A 17,647-nucleotide genomic window follows, 5' to 3' on the forward strand; every position below is an offset into this window, starting at 1 on the left:
TTTTCAAGCACAAAGCCGCACGCAACGGACGCGACCCGCGAGGCTGTGATCGTCTGCGGAGTTTGGGTCTGGCAATTGGTGAACCGGCGGGCTCGTCCACTTGCAATGCAATTCCGGGGCCCGTAACAAAGCCGCAGGCAGGGATGCGCGCTATACATCTGCAAAGATGCGTTTTTTCCCGCTATCCTGAATTTGCGGGCCACGGGTGCAGGTAGATGCGATGAGACTTGTCATATCCACGATGAAAGACGAAGGGCCGTTCATCCTGGAATGGATTGCATACTATCTTTCGATCGGCTTCACGCATTTTATAGTCAATTCAAATGATTGTTCCGATGGCACCGACGCGATCCTTCGGCGATGCGAGGAGCTTGGATTCCTGGCGCATATCGACAATCCCGGCCCGTGGGAGTTTGGACCTCAGGCTTCAGCTTATGCAAACGCCATGGAACACCCCTGGAGCAAAGAGGCCGAATGGATATTGGTCTGCGACGTAGATGAATTCCTTGATATTCGCATCGGCGACGGGACGCTGGACGATTTATTTCGTGCATTGCCGCACGCAGATGGGTTTGCTGCAATTTGGCAGTTGTTCGGGCACAACGGAATCGTCGAGTTCGAAGACCGGTTCGTTGTCGAGCAATTCACCCGTGCAGGCGAGCTTGGTGCCGTCAGTCCCCATAACTTGCGGGCGTTCAAATCGCTGTTCCGCAATAACGGATCGTATCGGACGATAAGTACGCATCGTCCGCGGGGTCCGATACCAAACAAGGCGGATCGATTTGCGTGGGTAGATGGGGATGGTGACCCGTTGCCGCCAGCAATGCGAAGACGCGGGTGGGCGTATTCATCGACGGGCGCAGGGTTTGGGCGCAGGCTTTTTCGGATGAACCACTATGCGGTGAGGTCTGTGGAAAGCTATCTGATGAAACGGCTGCGAGGGGATGTGAACACCTCGAGCTTTCATCCGAAGATGGAGGCAACCGGTCAAGCTTACTGGAAACTGCATTGTTATAACGACGTCGAAGAAACCTCGGTCCTGTCCAAAGTCACACGCCTTCGCGAGGTTTTTGAAAAACTGCGATCAGATCCTGTTTTGGGGCAACTGCATCATCAGGCGGTTGCATTTCACAAGGAACGTATTGCAAGCCTCCGAAAAACCGAGGTAGCGCGGGATTTTATCGCAAAGTTCAGCCGCTTTCGCAGCGGGCGCTATGTCAAGGCACTGGAGCTCGGGGTGATGGAAGATGGTGATTTGTCATTCAACGCCGAAATGTACAAGGACCCCGAAATCACATTTGCCCAGGTCGCGAAGTGGACCCGCCTTGGCAAAATGTCCAAACCCGAGAACTCCAAGCCAAGCAATTTCCCCTGGTTTGTTCGGCTCGACGCCCTCGAAACGTCGTTCGATTACGAAGAGGCCGCCGCGCAACACGCGCAAATTACGGATGCCAAACAGGTTTCGGTGCCGTTTGATCCAAAGGATCCTGTTTTCCTGCCTGCTGTCCCTCCTGAAGTTGAAAGAACAAGAGACCAGCGGCAGAGTTTTCTTGGATCAATCAGTGGCAAGAAGAACTGGGTGCTGATCGGACATGTTGAGGCTGAAATCATAGAAGAAATTCTTGGCCTGGACGCTGTCGAAAAATTGACGGTCATAGGGCCGTGGGGGCTGTCTTGGGACGGCTTCACCTGTGCGGATGCAACTCAGGATCCCGAGCTACAGGCATTGGATCGCACGTTTTATGCACTGCTGGAATATTTCCGCGACCCCATTCTTGCCGGACGATTGCATGTCTACCGGGCGCTGCCCCCCTTGATGCTGAAGCTGTTTGAAGACGAAAGCGTCGGCGTCGTCATCATTCGCGGAGTTCGGGCAGAGCAGGTGATGAACCAGCTTTTGCGCCGCATCGACCGGGTTCTCGCACCCGGGGGCAGTATCGCGTTCACATCCTATCGCCGTCATGGAGGTGGGTCGTATACCGGTATGAATGCAGCGATAAACAGTTTTCTGGGGCGCAATGCCGCACGGTACCGGATAACCAGCTTGCAGCCACCGTGGCTTGGTATCGACAAGTTGCCACCACTTGACAAAAAGGATGCATAGCTTCTGGTTCTTGAGCCGACGGCGTGGTAGCCATGTTTCAATAAACAAAACGGGTTTTGCGTGAACAGGACACCCGTCTGCAAGTGAGGTCGAGATGTCAAACGAACCCAAGGTTATCGGTGTTGCGCCCGGCAGCCAGAAGAAACCGAAGGCTGACAAGGCGACCAAACGCAAGAACAGCAAGGAAGCAATCCGTCGCACATTCCTTTCGCGTCTGCCAAAGGGCGGGGTGGCCGTTGAGATCGGTGTCTGGCAGGGCGAATTCTCTCCGACCATTCTGAAGTTGATTGAGCCCAGTCAGCTGTTTCTGATCGATCCGTGGAAACACATTGGTGAGGATTCGCATACAACTGCGTTTGTGGGCCGGACCGAAGACGAAAAGATGGAGGCCATCTTCCAGAAGGTCGTAAAGTCTTTCGAGGCCGAGATCGAAGAGGGCAAGGTCGCTATTATCCGGGATTTCTCGGTGCCCGCGCTTGAGCTTTTCGATGATGACAGCATCTCGTTTGCCTATGTTGATGGGGATCATTCATATGAAGGCGTGACCGCCGATCTGGCCGCTTTGTTTCCCAAGATCAAACCCGGTGGGATCATGGCATTCGACGACTACCACCGCCGCGGCTGGTGGGGCGATGGCGTGATCCGTGCGGTCAACGAATTTCTGGGCCAGCACCCCCGAGAGTTGCGCATTCGCGCGATTGCCGGCGCGCAGATCGCAATCGAAAAGATTGTCCCGCAAGATGACAGCAAAGGTCAGAACGACTAGGCAGCGGGGATAAGTGGCAGCGATGGAAAAGCCTGAAAAAGTCCTCATCACTGCGATGAAGAACGAGGGTCCCTATATTTTGGAATGGGTGGCCCATCACAAGGTGTTGGGGTTTGACCGGATCATTGTCTACACCAATGATTGTACAGACGGCACCAACCAGATTCTGAGACGCTTGCAGGACTTGGGCCATGTGGAGTTTCACACAAACCGTGTCGGAACCGGCGGGATTCATCGATCTGCGCTGAGGCAGGCGCGACGCTTGCCGGTGGTGAAAGACGCAAAATGGATATATGTCGGCGACGCGGATGAATTCCTGAATATTCACGTTGGAAATAACAGGGTTGATGATCTGATCGAGGCAACGCCTGGCGTTGACGTCATTTCCATCCCCTGGAAGATATTCTCGAACAGTGGTCGGCATGTTATGCGCGATACGCTCGTAACGCGGCAGTTCTACGATTGTGAACTGGATTTTGAACAAGGCGGGGCAGGGCGCCGGTTTGTCAAATCCCTGTTCAGACAGGGGGATTTTTATCTTCGCTACGGGTTGCACAACCCGCACCCCCGCCCCGAACTGCAGGCCGGCGTGTTCCGGTCAGTGCCCGGAGGGCACGCCACGGAATCTGCCCCATTCGGTAACCACGTGGCGCCCCCATTTGGTTTTGAAGTCGCACAGATCAACCACTATGCCGTGAGGTCTACACAGGCCTATCTGGCCAAGCGCAGCCGAGGTCGGGCAAATCATTCGTCGCAGACTCTGGGAACCGAATATTGGGACCGCTGGAACCGTGGTGGTGCCAAAGATGAAACAATCTTGCGGTACAAGGATGAAGTGGATGCGGTGCTGGAAGAGTTTCGCGCTGACGACAGGCTTCGACGGTTACACAGAAGAGCGTTCCGCTGGCACAAAGCCCTGATCAACGATCTGCTGAAACTGCCAGAGTATGATGAGTTGTATCAGAAGCTTCTTGAAAAACCTGCTGTGGATTTTGTCGCAAAAGACCGCGGCGTGCGGGAACGTCTGTCTGCCGGCGCACCGTCTTCGTCTGACGAAAACCGGACAGAGTCCTGACAACACAGCCCTCGGAGAAATAGACTAATGGTTGCGGATCGCTCTCTTCCGACAATTGGGATGCTGTGGATGGAAGGCAGCCTGAGCTTTCTGGAGCAGATGTGCATGCTGTCCTTCGTGGAATGCGGTCACAGGGTCGTTTTGTTCCACTATGGACAAGTCGACAATGTTCCGGATGGTATCGAACTGGTGTCGGCAAACGAAATCCACGAACCCAAGCAGTTCATCGTAAACAACCAGTTCAAGACGCCCGTGCCCCAATCCGATATCTTCAGATTGCACCTGATGAAGAAAACGGACTTTCTGTGGTGCGACACGGATGTGTTGGCGCTTGCCCCGATACCAAGGGCAGATCATGTCTTTGGGTATTTCAACCGCGATACCATCTGCAATGCCGTCATGCGGCTGCCATCCGACAGCCCCACGTTGAATGCGTATTCCGAATACTGTCAGGATCCTTATCCGATCCGCCCGTGGGTTGAAGGTGAAGAACGGGAGGAACTGGAACGTCAGAAACGCGCGGGTGAATTGCCGCATGCGTCAGATCAGGAACACAGCGTCTACGGCCCCGGTGTCATGACGTGGTTTCTTCGCCACCACGACGAACTGAAACATGCCAGCCCCATACCGGTCTTTTTTCCTTTGCCTTTCAGACGGGCAGGACAAGCCAATGATATTCACGTCCGAGAGTTCAGGGACGCGTATATCAAAGAAGAAACGCTTGCCGTACATCTGTGGGGGCGTCGGATGCGATGGTGGATTGCAAACGGTATTAAGCGGCATTCGTTTCTGGACCGACGTCTGAGGAATCTGGGCGTGCGACCCGGCGATGCGCCTTTGCCACGCCACGGCAGAGGGGGCCTGAAACCGGTGGAGTTTCCGGCAAATCTGCCCGCATTGCGCGCAACGACAGAAGAAATCCACGTCGCCACCGGCGGCGCTATGTCAGTTGCCCTTCTGTCTGACCGGGAAGACTATCTTAAGGCGGCTCAGGCTGAATTCGACGCGATCACAACTGACGATCTGCACGGTGTGAACAATCCCCCACGCGTCGGTTTTTCGCGCGGTTGGGAACACTACGGCAGTGACCCTGCACGGCTGAATGCGCTTGGCATGTCACTTTACAACTATGCGGATAGCCATAGGTCTTTACCCGACCTGGGCGCCCCAAAGACATTTGCCGAAAAGCTGGTGGTCATGAAGCTGTTTGGCGAAGTCCCCGATACGTTGATCTCTGACCGGTCCAAATTCGTGGGAAATGCCTCGGAACTGCTTGCCTGCCCACAGCGCATGTGGGAGGCGCATATTCCGGAATTGCCGGAAACACCCGACATAGGGCCCGGCCAGTATTGGTTGAAGGGAACATTGAGCCAGGGTCACACGCTGGCCCTGTCGTTTCCGCTGAATGGCACGCAGCGCGACGATGCCAACCGGCAACTGGCCGCGTGGCATAAGACCAAAACGCCCGAGGGCTTCTGGACAGGCGAATGGTGGCGAGTCACAAGGCAGCCCCTCTATTACATCGAAGAGGATCTGACGAACGGAGACCGACAGTGCGGCACCTGGAAATTCTGGGTGATCGCCGGGAAAGTACAACTGGTGCAGGTTGAACGTGACCGGGGGAGAGGGCGCGTTCAGATGCTCCATGATCGCGACTACAGGTATGTCGAAGATGAGTTGTCTTCACCAACCAGCAGCGCCGTTGAACTCCGGCCTGAGCGCTTTGATGACATGATCCAGATCGCTGAAGTCCTGGGGCAGGACCTCGAATGCGCGTGCGTAGAGCTTTTCCCGGTCGGTGACAGGATTTGCTTGAGCGACATCATGCTGTCCCCGGTTTCAGGCAAGCACAAGATACGGTCGGATGCGCTGGATCAGCGTCTGGGTGCTGCGTGGACCGGAACTCGGCTGTTTCCCGGTTGAAGCAAGGTGATCCTCTGATCTTTCATGCCGCCGGAACAGGCAGCAGGGCCTATTCGATCGCGATCTCCTGGCGCAGTTTTCCCGTTGTTTTGTCAAAGATCAGAATGCGATTGTCATCGGTAACGACGGCATACCAGTTTGACCCGATGGTCAAGGCCTGCGCCCGGGCACCATCGGGCAGCTCGATCTGATCCGGTAAGCTGGGGGTGCGGTCCGATAGGCGGATGACAATCAGGGCGAATGTCACTAGAACCCCGCCAATCATCACCGCGGTCAACAGCATGACCATCCGCCGCAGCAATCGCAGTTGCGGAGTTTCCTGCGGTTCTTGGGGTTCGGAAGGGACAGTCATGGGCACCCGCCAGATTGAGTTTTACATCGCGGCCAATCCGCCGCCTCGCCTTGATAAGGCGCTTTCCCGGGATGTGCCAGATGGGGAAAACCTGTCGCGCACCCGGCTGGCCCGTCTGATCGAAGAAGGTGCGGTTCAGATCGACGGTGCCGAGACATGCGATTCCAAGGCCAAGGTGGTCGAAGGGGCGCGGGTCACGATTGTCGTGGCCGAGGCCGAAGACAGCCATATCGGCCCCGAAGACATCCCACTTGAGGTCGTTTTCGAGGACGCAGACCTGATCGTCGTCAACAAACCCGCAGGTATGGTCGTACATCCTGCGCCGGGATCACCCGGCGGTACTCTGGTGAATGCTTTGCTCCACCATTGCGGAGACGATCTGTCGGGCGTCGGCGGGGTGAAACGCCCCGGTATCGTGCATCGAATCGACAAGGAAACAAGTGGCCTTCTGGTGGTCGCTAAGTCCGACGCGGCGCATCACGGTCTGGCTGCGCAGTTCGCGGCGCATAGTGTCGAACGGTATTATCGCGCGGTGTGTTACGGGGTGCCGGATGCCAACGATCCTCGTTTGCGCGGTGTCAAAGGGATCAGCTTTGAACCCGGCAACATCATGCGCGTGACAACGCAACTTGCGCGGCACAAGACTGACCGTCAGAGACAGGCGGTTCTGTTCCACGGTGGGCGCCATGCCGTGACGCGTGCGCGTGTTGTCGAAACCTTTGGAGCTCCTGCGGGTCTTGCCCTGATCGAATGCTGGCTTGAAACGGGCCGAACCCATCAGATCCGCGTTCATTTGGCCCACGCAGGGCACGGGCTGGTGGGCGACCCGGTTTATGGTGGCAAGCGAAAGCTTTCTGCCAAGGCGTTTTCCGCAGCCGCCGCCGGGTCTGTAAGCGCTTTCCCGCGTCAGGCGCTTCATGCAGCCGTTTTGGGATTTGAACACCCGGTCACTTGTGAAACCCTGCGGTTTGAGGCTGATTTGCCGCAAGATATGCAGAACCTTATTGAACGTCTGCGCACACCGCTGTCATAATAAGCAAAGTCCTGTGAATAAGGGCTTTTTATCTTTCCTTAACGTAAGATTAATTCCAGACTGTTAGCAGCACCTCTTGAATGGGAAGGGTTCCTTACCCATATACTATGTTAAAGACTTAAACATTTGTCGGAGGGACATCATAATGGCAAACTACGCAAATCTCCCCGCACCGACGCCCGAGGGCGGCCTGAATCGCTATATGCAGGAAATCCGCAAGTTTCCGCTGCTGGAGCCGGAAGAAGAATACATGCTGGCCAAGCGCTGGGTCGAAGAGCAGGACACTGAAGCCGCACACAAGATGGTGACATCTCACCTGCGTTTGGCAGCCAAGATTGCCATGGGCTATCGCGGCTATGGACTGCCGCAGGCCGAAGTGATTTCCGAGGCCAATGTGGGCCTGATGCAGGCGGTCAAAAAATTCGACCCCGAGAAAGGCTTCCGTCTGGCGACTTATGCCATGTGGTGGATTCGCGCCTCGATTCAGGAGTATGTCCTAAGGTCTTGGTCGATGGTCAAGTTGGGCACGACTTCGGCTCAGAAAAAGCTGTTTTTCAACCTGCGTAAGGCCAAGGCCCGCATCGGAGCGCTGGAAGAGGGTGATCTGCGCCCCGAAAACGTCAAGAAAATCGCGGAGGATCTGGGCGTCACTGAAGACGAAGTCATCAGCATGAACCGCCGAATGTCCGGTGGCGATGCGTCCCTGAACGCCACGGTCGGGTCCGAAGGCGAAGGCACCATGCAATGGCAGGACTGGCTTGAGGACGAAGATGCCGATCAGGCCGGTGATTACGAAGCACGCGATGAGCTGGAAGCGCGTCGGGAACTGCTGGCAGCGGCTTTGGATGTGCTGAATGATCGGGAAAAGGATATCCTGACCCAGCGCCGTTTGATGGATCAGCCTGTCACGCTCGAGGAATTGAGCACACAGTATAACGTGAGTCGCGAGCGAATTCGCCAGATCGAAGTACGCGCGTTCGAGAAGCTGCAAAAGAAAATGCGGGATCTGGCGCGGGAAAAAGGCATGCTGGGCGTCAGCTGACAGATAGGTCCTTGGGCCGACCCTGACGCGTTTGCGCGAAGACAGAAAACGCTCTCTGAAGATCAGGGGGCGTTTTTTTTTGCAATTATTGGCAGCCACTGACGCTGAGGCGCGAAAAAGTGGCTGAAGGCCGGAAGCTGTGCTACGAGAAAGAACAGTTTTTCTTCTTTGATATTGTGGCAGGTCGAGCCTTCGGGGACCCTTTGTAAGCGCACAATCTGAAACGAGACGAGTACGGAGGGCGCAATGCAAAAACCGGTTCAATTTGGTGTATTGGGTGCTGCGAAATTTGCCCGTGAATACATGGCCCCAGCGATACATGCTGCCAACGGGGCGCGTTTAGCCGCGCTGGCAACGTCCGATGCCGCAAAGGCCGAACCGTTTCAGTCTTTTTGCCCGGATTTACACGTGTATGACAGCTATGATGCGCTGTTGGCAGACACCGGAATTGACGCAGTCTACATCCCGTTGCCCAACCATATGCATGCGGAATGGAGCCTGAAAGCCTTGGAAGCTGGCAAGCACGTTCTGTGCGAAAAGCCAATGACCATGAAGGCGGATGAATTCGACGCGTTGATCCAAAAGCGGGATGAAAGCGGCCTGCTGGCCGCCGAGGCATACATGATCGTCCATCACCCTCAATGGCAGCTTGCAAGGAAACTGATCGCTGATGGTGCCATCGGCAATTTGGTACATGTGACCGGTGCATTCAGTTTCGACAATCGCTCTGACACTCGGAACATTCGAAACCGTGCGGAAACGGGCGGCGGAGGTTTGCGTGACATCGGGGTCTACGTGATCGGTGGAGCACGCTTTGCAACCGGGCAAGAGCCTGTGTCAGTGCAGTCAGCGATCCGGTGGCAGGATGGTATCGACATCTTCACTGAAATTCGCGCCCAGTTCCCCGGTTTTTCCTATTCCAGCTATGTATCCATACGGATGCATCCCCATCAGGAGATGGTGTTTCACGGCGAAAGCGGTTTGATCCGTCTGACGACCCCGTTCAATGCACGTGTGTTCGGAGAGGCTCGGGTTGAGCTGCACCGGCCGGGGCTTGAAGTTCAGGTTAACCGCTTCCCCGGAGCAGACCATTACAAGTTGCAGGTCGAGGCCTTCTGCCGATCAATCCGGGACGGGGCGGAATACCCCTGTTCTTTGGAATTTTCCCGCGGGACGCAAGAGGTGATTGATCGTGTATTCGAAGGCGCGGTTTCGCTGTAACTTGCGTTGCGGCCAACGGCTCAGCTATTCTGCATGTCACAATTTCAGGAGATGACCGATGGCCGGAGGTTGGGCACGCGACGGCGCTGTAAGCGAACAGATCGAAGCGTCGATCTCAGATGAACTGGCGCGGATGCAGGCGCAAAAGCGGCCCCAAGGTGAAAGCCTGACCCATTGTGCCGAATGCGAAGAACCCATACCGGAAAAGCGTCGTGTCGCGTTGCCGGGAGTAAAGCTGTGTCTGGATTGCCAGCAGGAACGGGACGGCGCGTTCAAGGCACGTGGCGGTGTCAATCGGCGTGGATCGAAAGACAGTCAGTTGAAGTGATCTTGGGTATGGCCGCTATGAGCCCAAATCGACATCTGCGTTTCATTGTGCGGTTTAATAGTTATGGTTCAGAAATAATGAGTATGGCTCGTATCTATAAATCAAATCTATGCCAGCAGCCTGATGAACACACGACTCGAAGCTATTTCGCTGTAGGAGAGCAACTTGAACCAACACATGACGCTCAGAGATGGTAGAACGCTCGCCTTCAGCACTTACGGCGATCCAAATGGAACACCGGTGATTTTTAGCCATGGGTTTTCTGACTCTCACGTCATTCGTCACCCCGACGACAGTCTGACCGCTTCGCTTGGCGTACGGTGGATTGCAGCCGACGAACCCGGTGTCGGCGGGTCGAGCCCGAAGAAAGATCGGAGAATGGTCGATTGGGGCGCTGATATGGAGGCTCTGGCTGACCATCTTGACCTCGATACCTTCAATGTCGCGGGCCATTCCGGAGGCGGCCCTCACGCATTGGCGGTGGCATTCCACATGCCCGAACGTGTGCTCAAGGTCGCGCTCGCTTCTCCTGTGGCTCCGTTTGATGAGCCCGGCGTTACCAAAATGCTGGTATTGAAGGACCTGAAGACCATCGCGAAACTGCGCCACCTGACCTTCCTGATCCGCTGGGCAGAGCGTGCTGGTGCCAAAAGTGCATTGAAAGACATCCCTTCATATGTGGAGTCCGTCGTTGACCAGATGCCCAACGAGGCCAAAACAATACTCCGTACTCCCGAGCAACAAGCCCTGTTCGAAGAAAACTTTCGCCTTGGGTACCAACAACACGAGGAGGGTGTTTTCGAAATGACGATGGCCCTTTGGGATTGGGGCTTCTCGCCAAGTGATATCGCGCAACCCGTGGAACTCTTTTATGGTACTGCGGACGACATTATTTCACCGGAAATGCCACGACACCTATGCTCTGAGCTTCCCAATTGCACAGCGCATGAGTGGCCGGGTGCAGCACACTATGGGTTTGTGGACCGCGCGCGGTGGACCGAATTTGTCGGCGCGGTCGCTAGTCTGTCTTAGCAAGCCAAAGGCAGCTTTGTCCGCGTAGCGGGCATTCAAGGGCCCCTTGGGCGCGACATTGCCGGACGTGGCAAGTTTTTTCCGCAAGGCAGATGTCGCCACACTCTGTTAAGGGCGTCTCAGCCCTCCATCGCCTCCAACTCGTCAATGAAGCCCGAGATCATCGACAGGCCCTTGTCCCAGAATTTCGGGTCGCTGGCATCCAGCCCGAACGGGGCCAACAGTTCCTTGTGGTGCTTTGATCCACCTGCGCGCAGCATTTCGAAATACTTGTCCTCGAAACCTTCGGCGCCGCTTTCATAGACCGAATAGAGCGCGTTCACCAACCCGTCGCCGAAGGCATAGGCGTAAACGTAGAAGGGCGAGTGAACAAAGTGCGGGATATAGGCCCAGAAGGTCTCGTACCCGTCCATGAATTCAAACGCGGGGCCAAGGCTTTCGGCCTGAACGCTCATCCACAGGGCGTTGATGTCGTCCGGGGTCAGTTCCCCCTCGCGCCGGGCGGCGTGCAGCTTGCATTCAAAGTCGTAGAAGGCGATCTGGCGGACCACCGTGTTGATCATGTCCTCGACCTTTCCGGCCAGCAGAACCTTGCGCTGTTCGGGCGTTTCGGCCTGGTCCAGCATCTTGCGGAAGGTCAGCATCTCGCCGAAGACGCTGGCGGTTTCGGCCAGTGTCAGGGGCGTCGAGGACAGCATCTCGCCCTGATCGGCAGCCAGCACCTGATGCACGCCGTGGCCCAGCTCGTGGGCCAGGGTCATTACGTCGCGCGGTTTGCCCAGGTAGTTCAGCATCACATAGGGGTGCACATCGGTCACGGTGGGGTGCGCGAAGGCGCCCGGGGCTTTGCCGGGTTTCACCGCAGCGTCGATCCAGCCTTTCGAGAAGAATGGGGCCGCGATGTCGCCCATGCGGGGATCAAAGGCGTTATAGGCATCCATTACCGTCTTTTCGGCTTCGTCCCAATTTACAATGCGCGTATCTTCCATGGGCAGCGGTGCATTGCGGTCCCAGACCTGCATGACGTCCAGACCCAGCCATTTGCGCTTCAGCTCATAATAACGATGGCTCAGTTTGGGGTAGGCGGCCACAACCGCCTCGCGCAGGGCCTCGACCACTTCGGGTTCGACATCATTCGACAAGTGACGCCCTGTTTGCGCGGTTGGCATACTGCGCCAGCGATCGACAATTTCTTTTTCTTTGGCCTGCGTGTTGTGAACACGTGCAAATGTTTTGATGTTCTCCTGAAAGACCGAGGCTAATTCGCGCGCCGCAGCCTCACGTTTGGAACGGTCCTGTTCGGTCAGCAGGTTCAGGGTGCCTTCGATGTTCAGTTCATTATCGTCCACATTGAACGTCAGACCGGCAATGGTCTCATCAAACAGGCGTTCCCACGCGTCGCCTACAACGCCCAGATCGTGCAGGAATTTCTCAAGCTCATCAGACAGCTGATAGGGCTTCATCGCGCGGATGCGGCGGAACACGGGCTCGTATCGGGCAAGATCCGGGTTGGCAGCAAAATGTGCCTTGAGCAGATCATCTTCAATCCGGTTGATCTCGAGCGTGAAAAACACCAGAGGCGTTGTGAAAATCGTGACTTTTTCCTGCATGTCCGACAGGAACTTGGCCCGCTCTGCGTCGGTGGTCAGTTGATAATAGCGCAAACCGGCAAAGGACATGATCCGGCCTGCGATAGCGTTGATCTTTTCATTGCGTTGAACGCAGGTCAAAAGGGCCGCTGCGTCCAGTTCTGCCAGCTTGCCTTCATAGTCAGCAGCGAAAGCCGCACATTCGCCTTCCAGCCAGTCCAGGTCGCGCGCCAGTTCGGGCGCCTCTTCGGATGCGTAGAGATCCGTCAGATCCCATTCGGGCAGATTGCCCAGATTGTCGGCACCGCCCATTGCGTTTGCGTCACGGACGGGAAAGGGAAGGTCGCGCATGGATCACCTTTTGTAGACTGCTTTTGCAAACATCTAGGGTTGGCGCGCCCGGATCACAAGCGGCCAATCCCGAAGGTGAAAAGGTTTACGAGGAAACCAGCTTGGCCGCTCCATTTGATTGGTTGGCCAGGAAATGCTTGGAAAGCTGGTCCAGAACCGGTCCCCGAACGTCGGGTGCTTCCATCAGTACCTCGTGTTCTCCGTCCGGGATTTCGATCAATGTGCCGTTCGGCCAATTGGCCATACGTGCCCTTATGGCCTTGCGATCGACGATTTGCTCGTGGCTGCCCAGAAAAGTCAGACAGGGTGTCTTCGGGGCAGGCTGCTCCATCAACCATTCACATTCGTCCAGCGACTCGCGCAGCCACCGGTTGGAAGGTGCACCAAGTGCAAGTTCGGGATGCGCATTCAGCTGATCTTGCATCATCCGGTACATGTCCGGGTCGCGGGTCAGCATATTCTCGTCGAAAGGTTGAGATAGGACATAGCTTTCAAGCGTTGTGGTCGGGGGAGTGCGTTCGCCAAGGCCAAGCGCCGTGCCCCAATATGCGGTAACGCGGCTCAGGGGTTTCATCACCGGAGTGAAGAAAATTCCCCACATCGGGCCCGTGAACGCGCAAGCGGCAAAGCACCCTTTTTCGATGACGGCACGCAACCCGATGGCGCCGCCCATCGAATGCCCCACGACGTACCACGGTTTCGGCAAATCCAGAGCGTCAGCAAGGTCCAGGGTTGCCTGAACATCGTGCTGGTAATCGGTGAAATGATCGACATGGCCGATGCGTGGGTTTTCCAGCAGCCGATCCGCAAGACCCTGACCGCGCCAGTCTACGGCCAGCACCGCGAACCCCCGATTCACGAATTCTCCGGCGGTATTGCCATATTTTTCTATGTATTCCGTGCGTCCGGGAAACACCATTACGGTGCCATGGGCGCGACCACCCGGACGCCAGTGACCAACGCGAATGCGTTTTTGGTCAGACGTCGTCAACCAGTGGGCCTTTCCACCGGCAGGTCCGCCGGCCACGTCTTCAAAAAAGGGGGCCGGCGACAACTCCATCAGGCCAACACCGAGGCAAGCTTCATGGCAACACCCATGTCGCCATCAATGCTCAGCTTGCCGGACATGAACGCGCCGGTAGGGTTCAATTCACCGCTGAGGATCTGTTCGAATGTGTCGGCGTCAGCGCTCATGGTAACGTCAGCGTCGTCATCACTGACTCGCGCGCCATTCTCGTCCAAAACAATTGCGCCCAGATCGGCGATATCAAACTTGGCCGAGGCATCGAACGCGCCGCCTTCCAGTTTTTCGTTCAGCGCGGCAGCTGCCTTTTCAAGAATCTCGCTCATGCTTTTCCTCATATTGTTAGTGCGCCGTGAATGGACATCCCCGGTCGCAACGCTACACTGACTATTGTTATGAGCATTGCAATTCACAATCTCAAAGGTACCGTTGCGGCACTTTTTGTCCTAGTCACGTTTTCCACCAATTGCTTCGCGCAACAGGCGGATTCGCGGGACGAGGGCGAGTTGTTGCAAAAACTGGCCCACTCGACGCCCGAACAGGCATTTGCCATTGATAGGCAATTGCAGGCTCTTTGGTCGCAATCCGGCTCGCCGTCAGCTGATCTGTTGCTGGAACGGGGCCGTGAAGCATTGGATGATGGCGAAGTCGACGCTGCACTGGATCACCTGACGGCACTGACGGATCACGCTCCTGATTTTGCCGAAGGTTGGCATCTGCGCGCGTCTGCCTTTTTCGGCGTTGAGCGATTTGGTATGGCGGCTGCCGACCTGGAACATGTGCTGACCCTGAATCCAAATCACTATGAGGCGATTTACGGTCTGGGGCTGATCTTCGAAGTTATCGGGGAACCTCAGAAAGCCTACGAAGCATATTCTCGGGCCTTGGCTATACATCCCCATCATGAAGAAGTAACCAATGCCGTGAATCGGCTGAAGCCTCAGGTTGAAGGCAAGGCGCTGTAAGGCTCAAGGCGCAGGGGGCGAATGTGAGCGGGTCATCCCGAATCGTGGCCGTACTGGGCCCGACCAACACTGGTAAAACCCATTACGCTATTGAGCGCATGCTGGGCCATCGGACCGGCGTGATCGGTCTGCCGTTGCGCCTGCTGGCGCGCGAGGTCTATGACAAGATCGTTGCGATCCGTGGGCCGTCGGTCGTGGCGCTGGTTACGGGTGAAGAGCGGATTGTGCCGCCTCGCGCCCAGTATTGGGTGTGCACGGTTGAAGCGATGCCGGAAGGCATGGGCGCTGATTTTGTTGCCATCGATGAGATACAGCTCTGTGCCGATCCTGAACGGGGTCACGTCTTCACCGACCGTCTTCTCAGGTCACGCGGTACGAACGAGACATTGCTCCTGGGCTCAGACACAATGCGTGGCCCCATTTCGGCGCTGGTCCCCCAGGCGCAGTTCGTGCGGCGAGAGCGGATGTCGCAACTGGTTTACTCTGGCTCCAAGAAGATCAGCCGGATGCCCCCGCGCAGCGCCATCGTCGGATTCTCGGTAGAAAACGTCTATGCCATCGCCGAATTGTTGCGCCGCCAGAAAGGTGGTGCAGCGGTTGTTATGGGCGCGCTCAGCCCGCGTACACGGAATGCACAGGTAGACCTGTACCAAAACGGTGAGGTTGATTACCTGGTCGCCACGGACGCTATTGGGATGGGGTTGAATCTGGATGTGAACCACGTTGCGTTTTCATCCCTGTCCAAGTTCGATGGGCGCCGGATGCGTCCACTTGCGCCAAATGAGCTGGCGCAGATCGCGGGCCGGGCAGGTCGCGGTATGTCCGATGGTACCTTTGGCGTGACTGGAGAGGCCCCACCGCTGGACGAAGGGTTGGCTCAGGCGATCATGGACAGCCGGTTTACGCCGATGAAAAAGGTGAACTGGCGGAATGCTGCCCTGAGGTTCGGCTCGATTGACGCGCTGATCGGTTCTCTTGAAGTCAGCCCAGATGATGAACACCTGATCAAAGCACGCCCCGCTGACGACCTGAACGCGTTGAAATCGCTGTCGCAAGTGACCGAGGTCATAGCCCGTGCAAGCGACGGCCCGTCCATCCGCTTGCTGTGGGATGTGTGTAGAATCCCTGATTTTCGCGGTATCAGCCATGCAGAACACGCCAGTTTGCTTGAGGTGATCTATGGCCACCTGCATGAACGGGGATCTATTCCCGACGAATTCATGGCACGGCAGATCCGGCGGATCGATCAGACCCACGGCGATATCGACGCTTTATCTAAAAGATTGGCATATATTCGCACGTGGACATATGTTGCGCAGCGAAAAGGTTGGGTTCGTGACGAATCACATTGGCGCGACGAAACCCGCACTGTAGAAGACAGACTGTCTGACGCTCTGCATGAGCGTCTAACGCAAAGATTTGTGGACCGGCGCACGTCTGTGTTGCTGCGCCGGCTCAAGCAGAAGGAGGCCCTTTTGGCCGAAGTAAATGATAAGGGTGAAGTGACCGTCGAAGGCGAATTCGTCGGTCGTTTGGAAGGGTTCCGGTTTACTCCGGACAAAAGCGCGCAGGGAACCGAGGCGAAAGCTCTGAAATCGGCATCCCTGCAAGCACTCGCGCCGCAATTCCATCTGCGCGCCGACCGCTTCTACAATGCGCCCGATACAGAAATTGATTTCACTGATCAGGGTGGCCTGATGTGGGGCGAATATGCCGTTGGCAAACTGGTTGCCGGGGCAGAACCTTTCAAACCTGTTGTCGAGGTATTCGTTGACGAAGCCGCAGGGCCGGACGTCGAACAGAAAGTGCAGCGCCGGTTGCAGCATTTCATTGACCGAAAAGTAGCGGCATTGTTTGAGCCGTTGCTGAACCTGTCACGCGATGAGGAACTCAGCGGTCTTGCCAGAGGTTTTGCCTTCCGCATGGTCGAAGCGCTGGGCGTTCTGCCGCGCGCTCAGGTCGCACAAGAGGTCAAGGATCTCGATCAGGATGCCCGTGGCGCCTTGCGCAAACATGGTATCCGGTTTGGCCAGTTCACCATCTTCATGCCGCTATTGCTGAAACCAGCCCCGACGCGTCTGCGTTTGGTGCTGTGGGCGTTGTCCAGTGGATTGCAGGAGTTTCCCGAAGCGCCACCACCCGGGCTGGTCACCGTGCCGGTCGCCAAGGATGCGCCGCAGGGTTATGACACCATGTGTGGCTACCGCGATGCAGGCGAGCGCTCGATCCGTATCGACATGCTGGAACGCTTGGCCGACATGCTGCGTGCTGAAGACAGCCGCGGCGGTTTCGAGGCCAAACCCGATATGCTGTCGATCACCGGGATGACGCTGGATCAGTTCGCCGATCTGATGCAGGGTCTGGGCTACAAGGCAGAACGTGGCGAGCGCGCGAAAGTCAAACCTGCACCGGTCGAACAGCCTGCGGCAGATGCGGCTGACAAACCGACCGCCGAAGAGGCTCCAGCGAGTGAAGTCGCGGCGGAAGAGGTCGCCACGCCCGCCGAGGCGGCCGACAGCACCGAGGCGTCAGCCGAGGTTTCCGCAGAGAGTCTAGCCGCAGAACCTGTGTCAGACGAACCCGAAGTTGAAGTGTTCTATACCTTCACCTGGGCCCGTCAGCGACAGCCCAACCGGGCCCCGCGCCGTGAACAGGGGCAGGGCAAGGGCAAACCGCGTGGCAAACCGCAGGATGGCCGTGGCAAACCTCATGGCAAGAAGGGCGGCAAACCTCAGGGGGCCAAGACCTTCTCGTCACGGCCTCCGAAAAAGGAAAAGGCCATCGATCCCGACAACCCGTTTGCTGCTGCGCTGATGGGTTTGAAGGACGGCAACTGATCCGA

At 56.6% G+C, this 17,647-nt stretch carries 15 protein-coding genes; 11 read left to right on the top strand and 4 right to left on the bottom strand.

What is annotated here, in order from left to right; all coding sequences use genetic code 11:
- The first annotated feature begins 220 nt into the window (after positions 1-220).
- The 4 genes from AC2FFA_RS00700 to AC2FFA_RS00715 all read left to right on the top strand — a co-directional run bounded on the left by AC2FFA_RS00700 (position 221) and on the right by AC2FFA_RS00715 (position 5,868).
- Positions 221-2,104 carry a glycosyltransferase family 92 protein gene (locus AC2FFA_RS00700; protein WP_496849380.1) on the top strand — a complete coding sequence of 628 codons (1,884 nt, stop codon included), beginning with the start codon at positions 221-223 and terminating at the stop codon, positions 2,102-2,104.
- Between the two features lie 94 nt (positions 2,105-2,198).
- Complete coding sequence (locus AC2FFA_RS00705) at positions 2,199-2,870, top strand: class I SAM-dependent methyltransferase (protein ID WP_496681730.1); 672 nt, start codon at positions 2,199-2,201, stop codon at positions 2,868-2,870.
- Positions 2,871-2,892: 22 nt separating this feature from the next.
- Complete coding sequence (locus tag AC2FFA_RS00710; protein WP_496817936.1) at positions 2,893-3,945, top strand: glycosyltransferase family 2 protein; 1,053 nt, start codon at positions 2,893-2,895, stop codon at positions 3,943-3,945.
- 27 nt (positions 3,946-3,972) lie between these two features.
- Positions 3,973-5,868, top strand: a complete 1,896-nt coding sequence (locus tag AC2FFA_RS00715; protein ID WP_496849383.1) for a glycosyltransferase family 32 protein — start codon at positions 3,973-3,975, stop codon at positions 5,866-5,868.
- 49 nt (positions 5,869-5,917) lie between these two features.
- Here AC2FFA_RS00715 and AC2FFA_RS00720 read toward each other — a convergent pair whose 3' ends face one another.
- Complete coding sequence (locus AC2FFA_RS00720) at positions 5,918-6,220, bottom strand: DUF6476 family protein (protein WP_496717282.1); 303 nt, start codon at positions 6,218-6,220, stop codon at positions 5,918-5,920.
- Between AC2FFA_RS00720 and AC2FFA_RS00725 the strand changes: the two genes are divergently transcribed.
- The 5 genes from AC2FFA_RS00725 (at position 6,219) to AC2FFA_RS00745 (ending at position 10,876) form a co-directional block, all read left to right on the top strand.
- A complete protein-coding gene (locus AC2FFA_RS00725; protein ID WP_496717283.1) occupies positions 6,219-7,253 on the top strand; it encodes an RluA family pseudouridine synthase in 1,035 nt (344 codons plus the stop codon). The two genes, AC2FFA_RS00720 and AC2FFA_RS00725, sit on opposite strands and share 2 nt — an antisense overlap.
- Before the next feature lie 145 nt (positions 7,254-7,398).
- On the top strand, positions 7,399-8,295 hold the full coding sequence (gene rpoH, locus AC2FFA_RS00730; RefSeq protein WP_299643484.1) for an RNA polymerase sigma factor RpoH: 897 nt from the start codon (positions 7,399-7,401) through the stop codon (positions 8,293-8,295).
- 246 nt (positions 8,296-8,541) lie between these two features.
- Positions 8,542-9,516 (top strand): Gfo/Idh/MocA family protein, encoded by a 975-nt coding sequence (locus AC2FFA_RS00735; RefSeq protein WP_496849385.1) that lies wholly within the window; start codon positions 8,542-8,544, stop codon positions 9,514-9,516.
- Positions 9,517-9,574: 58 nt separating this feature from the next.
- Positions 9,575-9,844: a DksA/TraR family C4-type zinc finger protein gene (locus AC2FFA_RS00740; RefSeq protein WP_170346639.1), complete on the top strand. Its 270-nt coding sequence runs from the start codon at positions 9,575-9,577 to the stop codon at positions 9,842-9,844.
- Between the two features lie 165 nt (positions 9,845-10,009).
- Positions 10,010-10,876: an alpha/beta fold hydrolase gene (locus AC2FFA_RS00745; RefSeq protein WP_496849386.1), complete on the top strand. Its 867-nt coding sequence runs from the start codon at positions 10,010-10,012 to the stop codon at positions 10,874-10,876.
- A gap of 119 nt (positions 10,877-10,995) precedes the next feature.
- Here the strand turns inward: AC2FFA_RS00745 and AC2FFA_RS00750 are convergent, their stop codons facing one another.
- The 3 genes from AC2FFA_RS00750 to AC2FFA_RS00760 all read right to left on the bottom strand — a co-directional run bounded on the left by AC2FFA_RS00750 (position 10,996) and on the right by AC2FFA_RS00760 (position 14,166).
- Entirely contained in the window at positions 10,996-12,816 is a 1,821-nt protein-coding gene (locus tag AC2FFA_RS00750; protein WP_496849388.1) for a M3 family oligoendopeptidase, read from the bottom strand.
- A gap of 85 nt (positions 12,817-12,901) precedes the next feature.
- Positions 12,902-13,876 carry an alpha/beta fold hydrolase gene (locus tag AC2FFA_RS00755; protein ID WP_496849389.1) on the bottom strand — a complete coding sequence of 325 codons (975 nt, stop codon included), beginning with the start codon at positions 13,874-13,876 and terminating at the stop codon, positions 12,902-12,904.
- A complete protein-coding gene (locus AC2FFA_RS00760; RefSeq protein WP_299642517.1) occupies positions 13,876-14,166 on the bottom strand; it encodes an SCP2 sterol-binding domain-containing protein in 291 nt (96 codons plus the stop codon). The genes AC2FFA_RS00755 and AC2FFA_RS00760 overlap by 1 nt, the downstream gene beginning before the upstream one ends.
- 30 nt (positions 14,167-14,196) lie before the next feature.
- On the opposite strand from AC2FFA_RS00760, the gene AC2FFA_RS00765 reads away from it, so the two are divergent.
- Positions 14,197-14,805 carry a tetratricopeptide repeat protein gene (locus AC2FFA_RS00765; RefSeq protein WP_117869286.1) on the top strand — a complete coding sequence of 203 codons (609 nt, stop codon included), beginning with the start codon at positions 14,197-14,199 and terminating at the stop codon, positions 14,803-14,805.
- A gap of 23 nt (positions 14,806-14,828) precedes the next feature.
- Positions 14,829-17,642 (top strand): helicase-related protein, encoded by a 2,814-nt coding sequence (locus tag AC2FFA_RS00770; protein WP_496849392.1) that lies wholly within the window; start codon positions 14,829-14,831, stop codon positions 17,640-17,642.
- Positions 17,643-17,647: the final 5 nt, after the last annotated feature.

The sequence above is a fragment of the Ruegeria sp. YTSB088 genome (genome assembly GCF_059609825.1).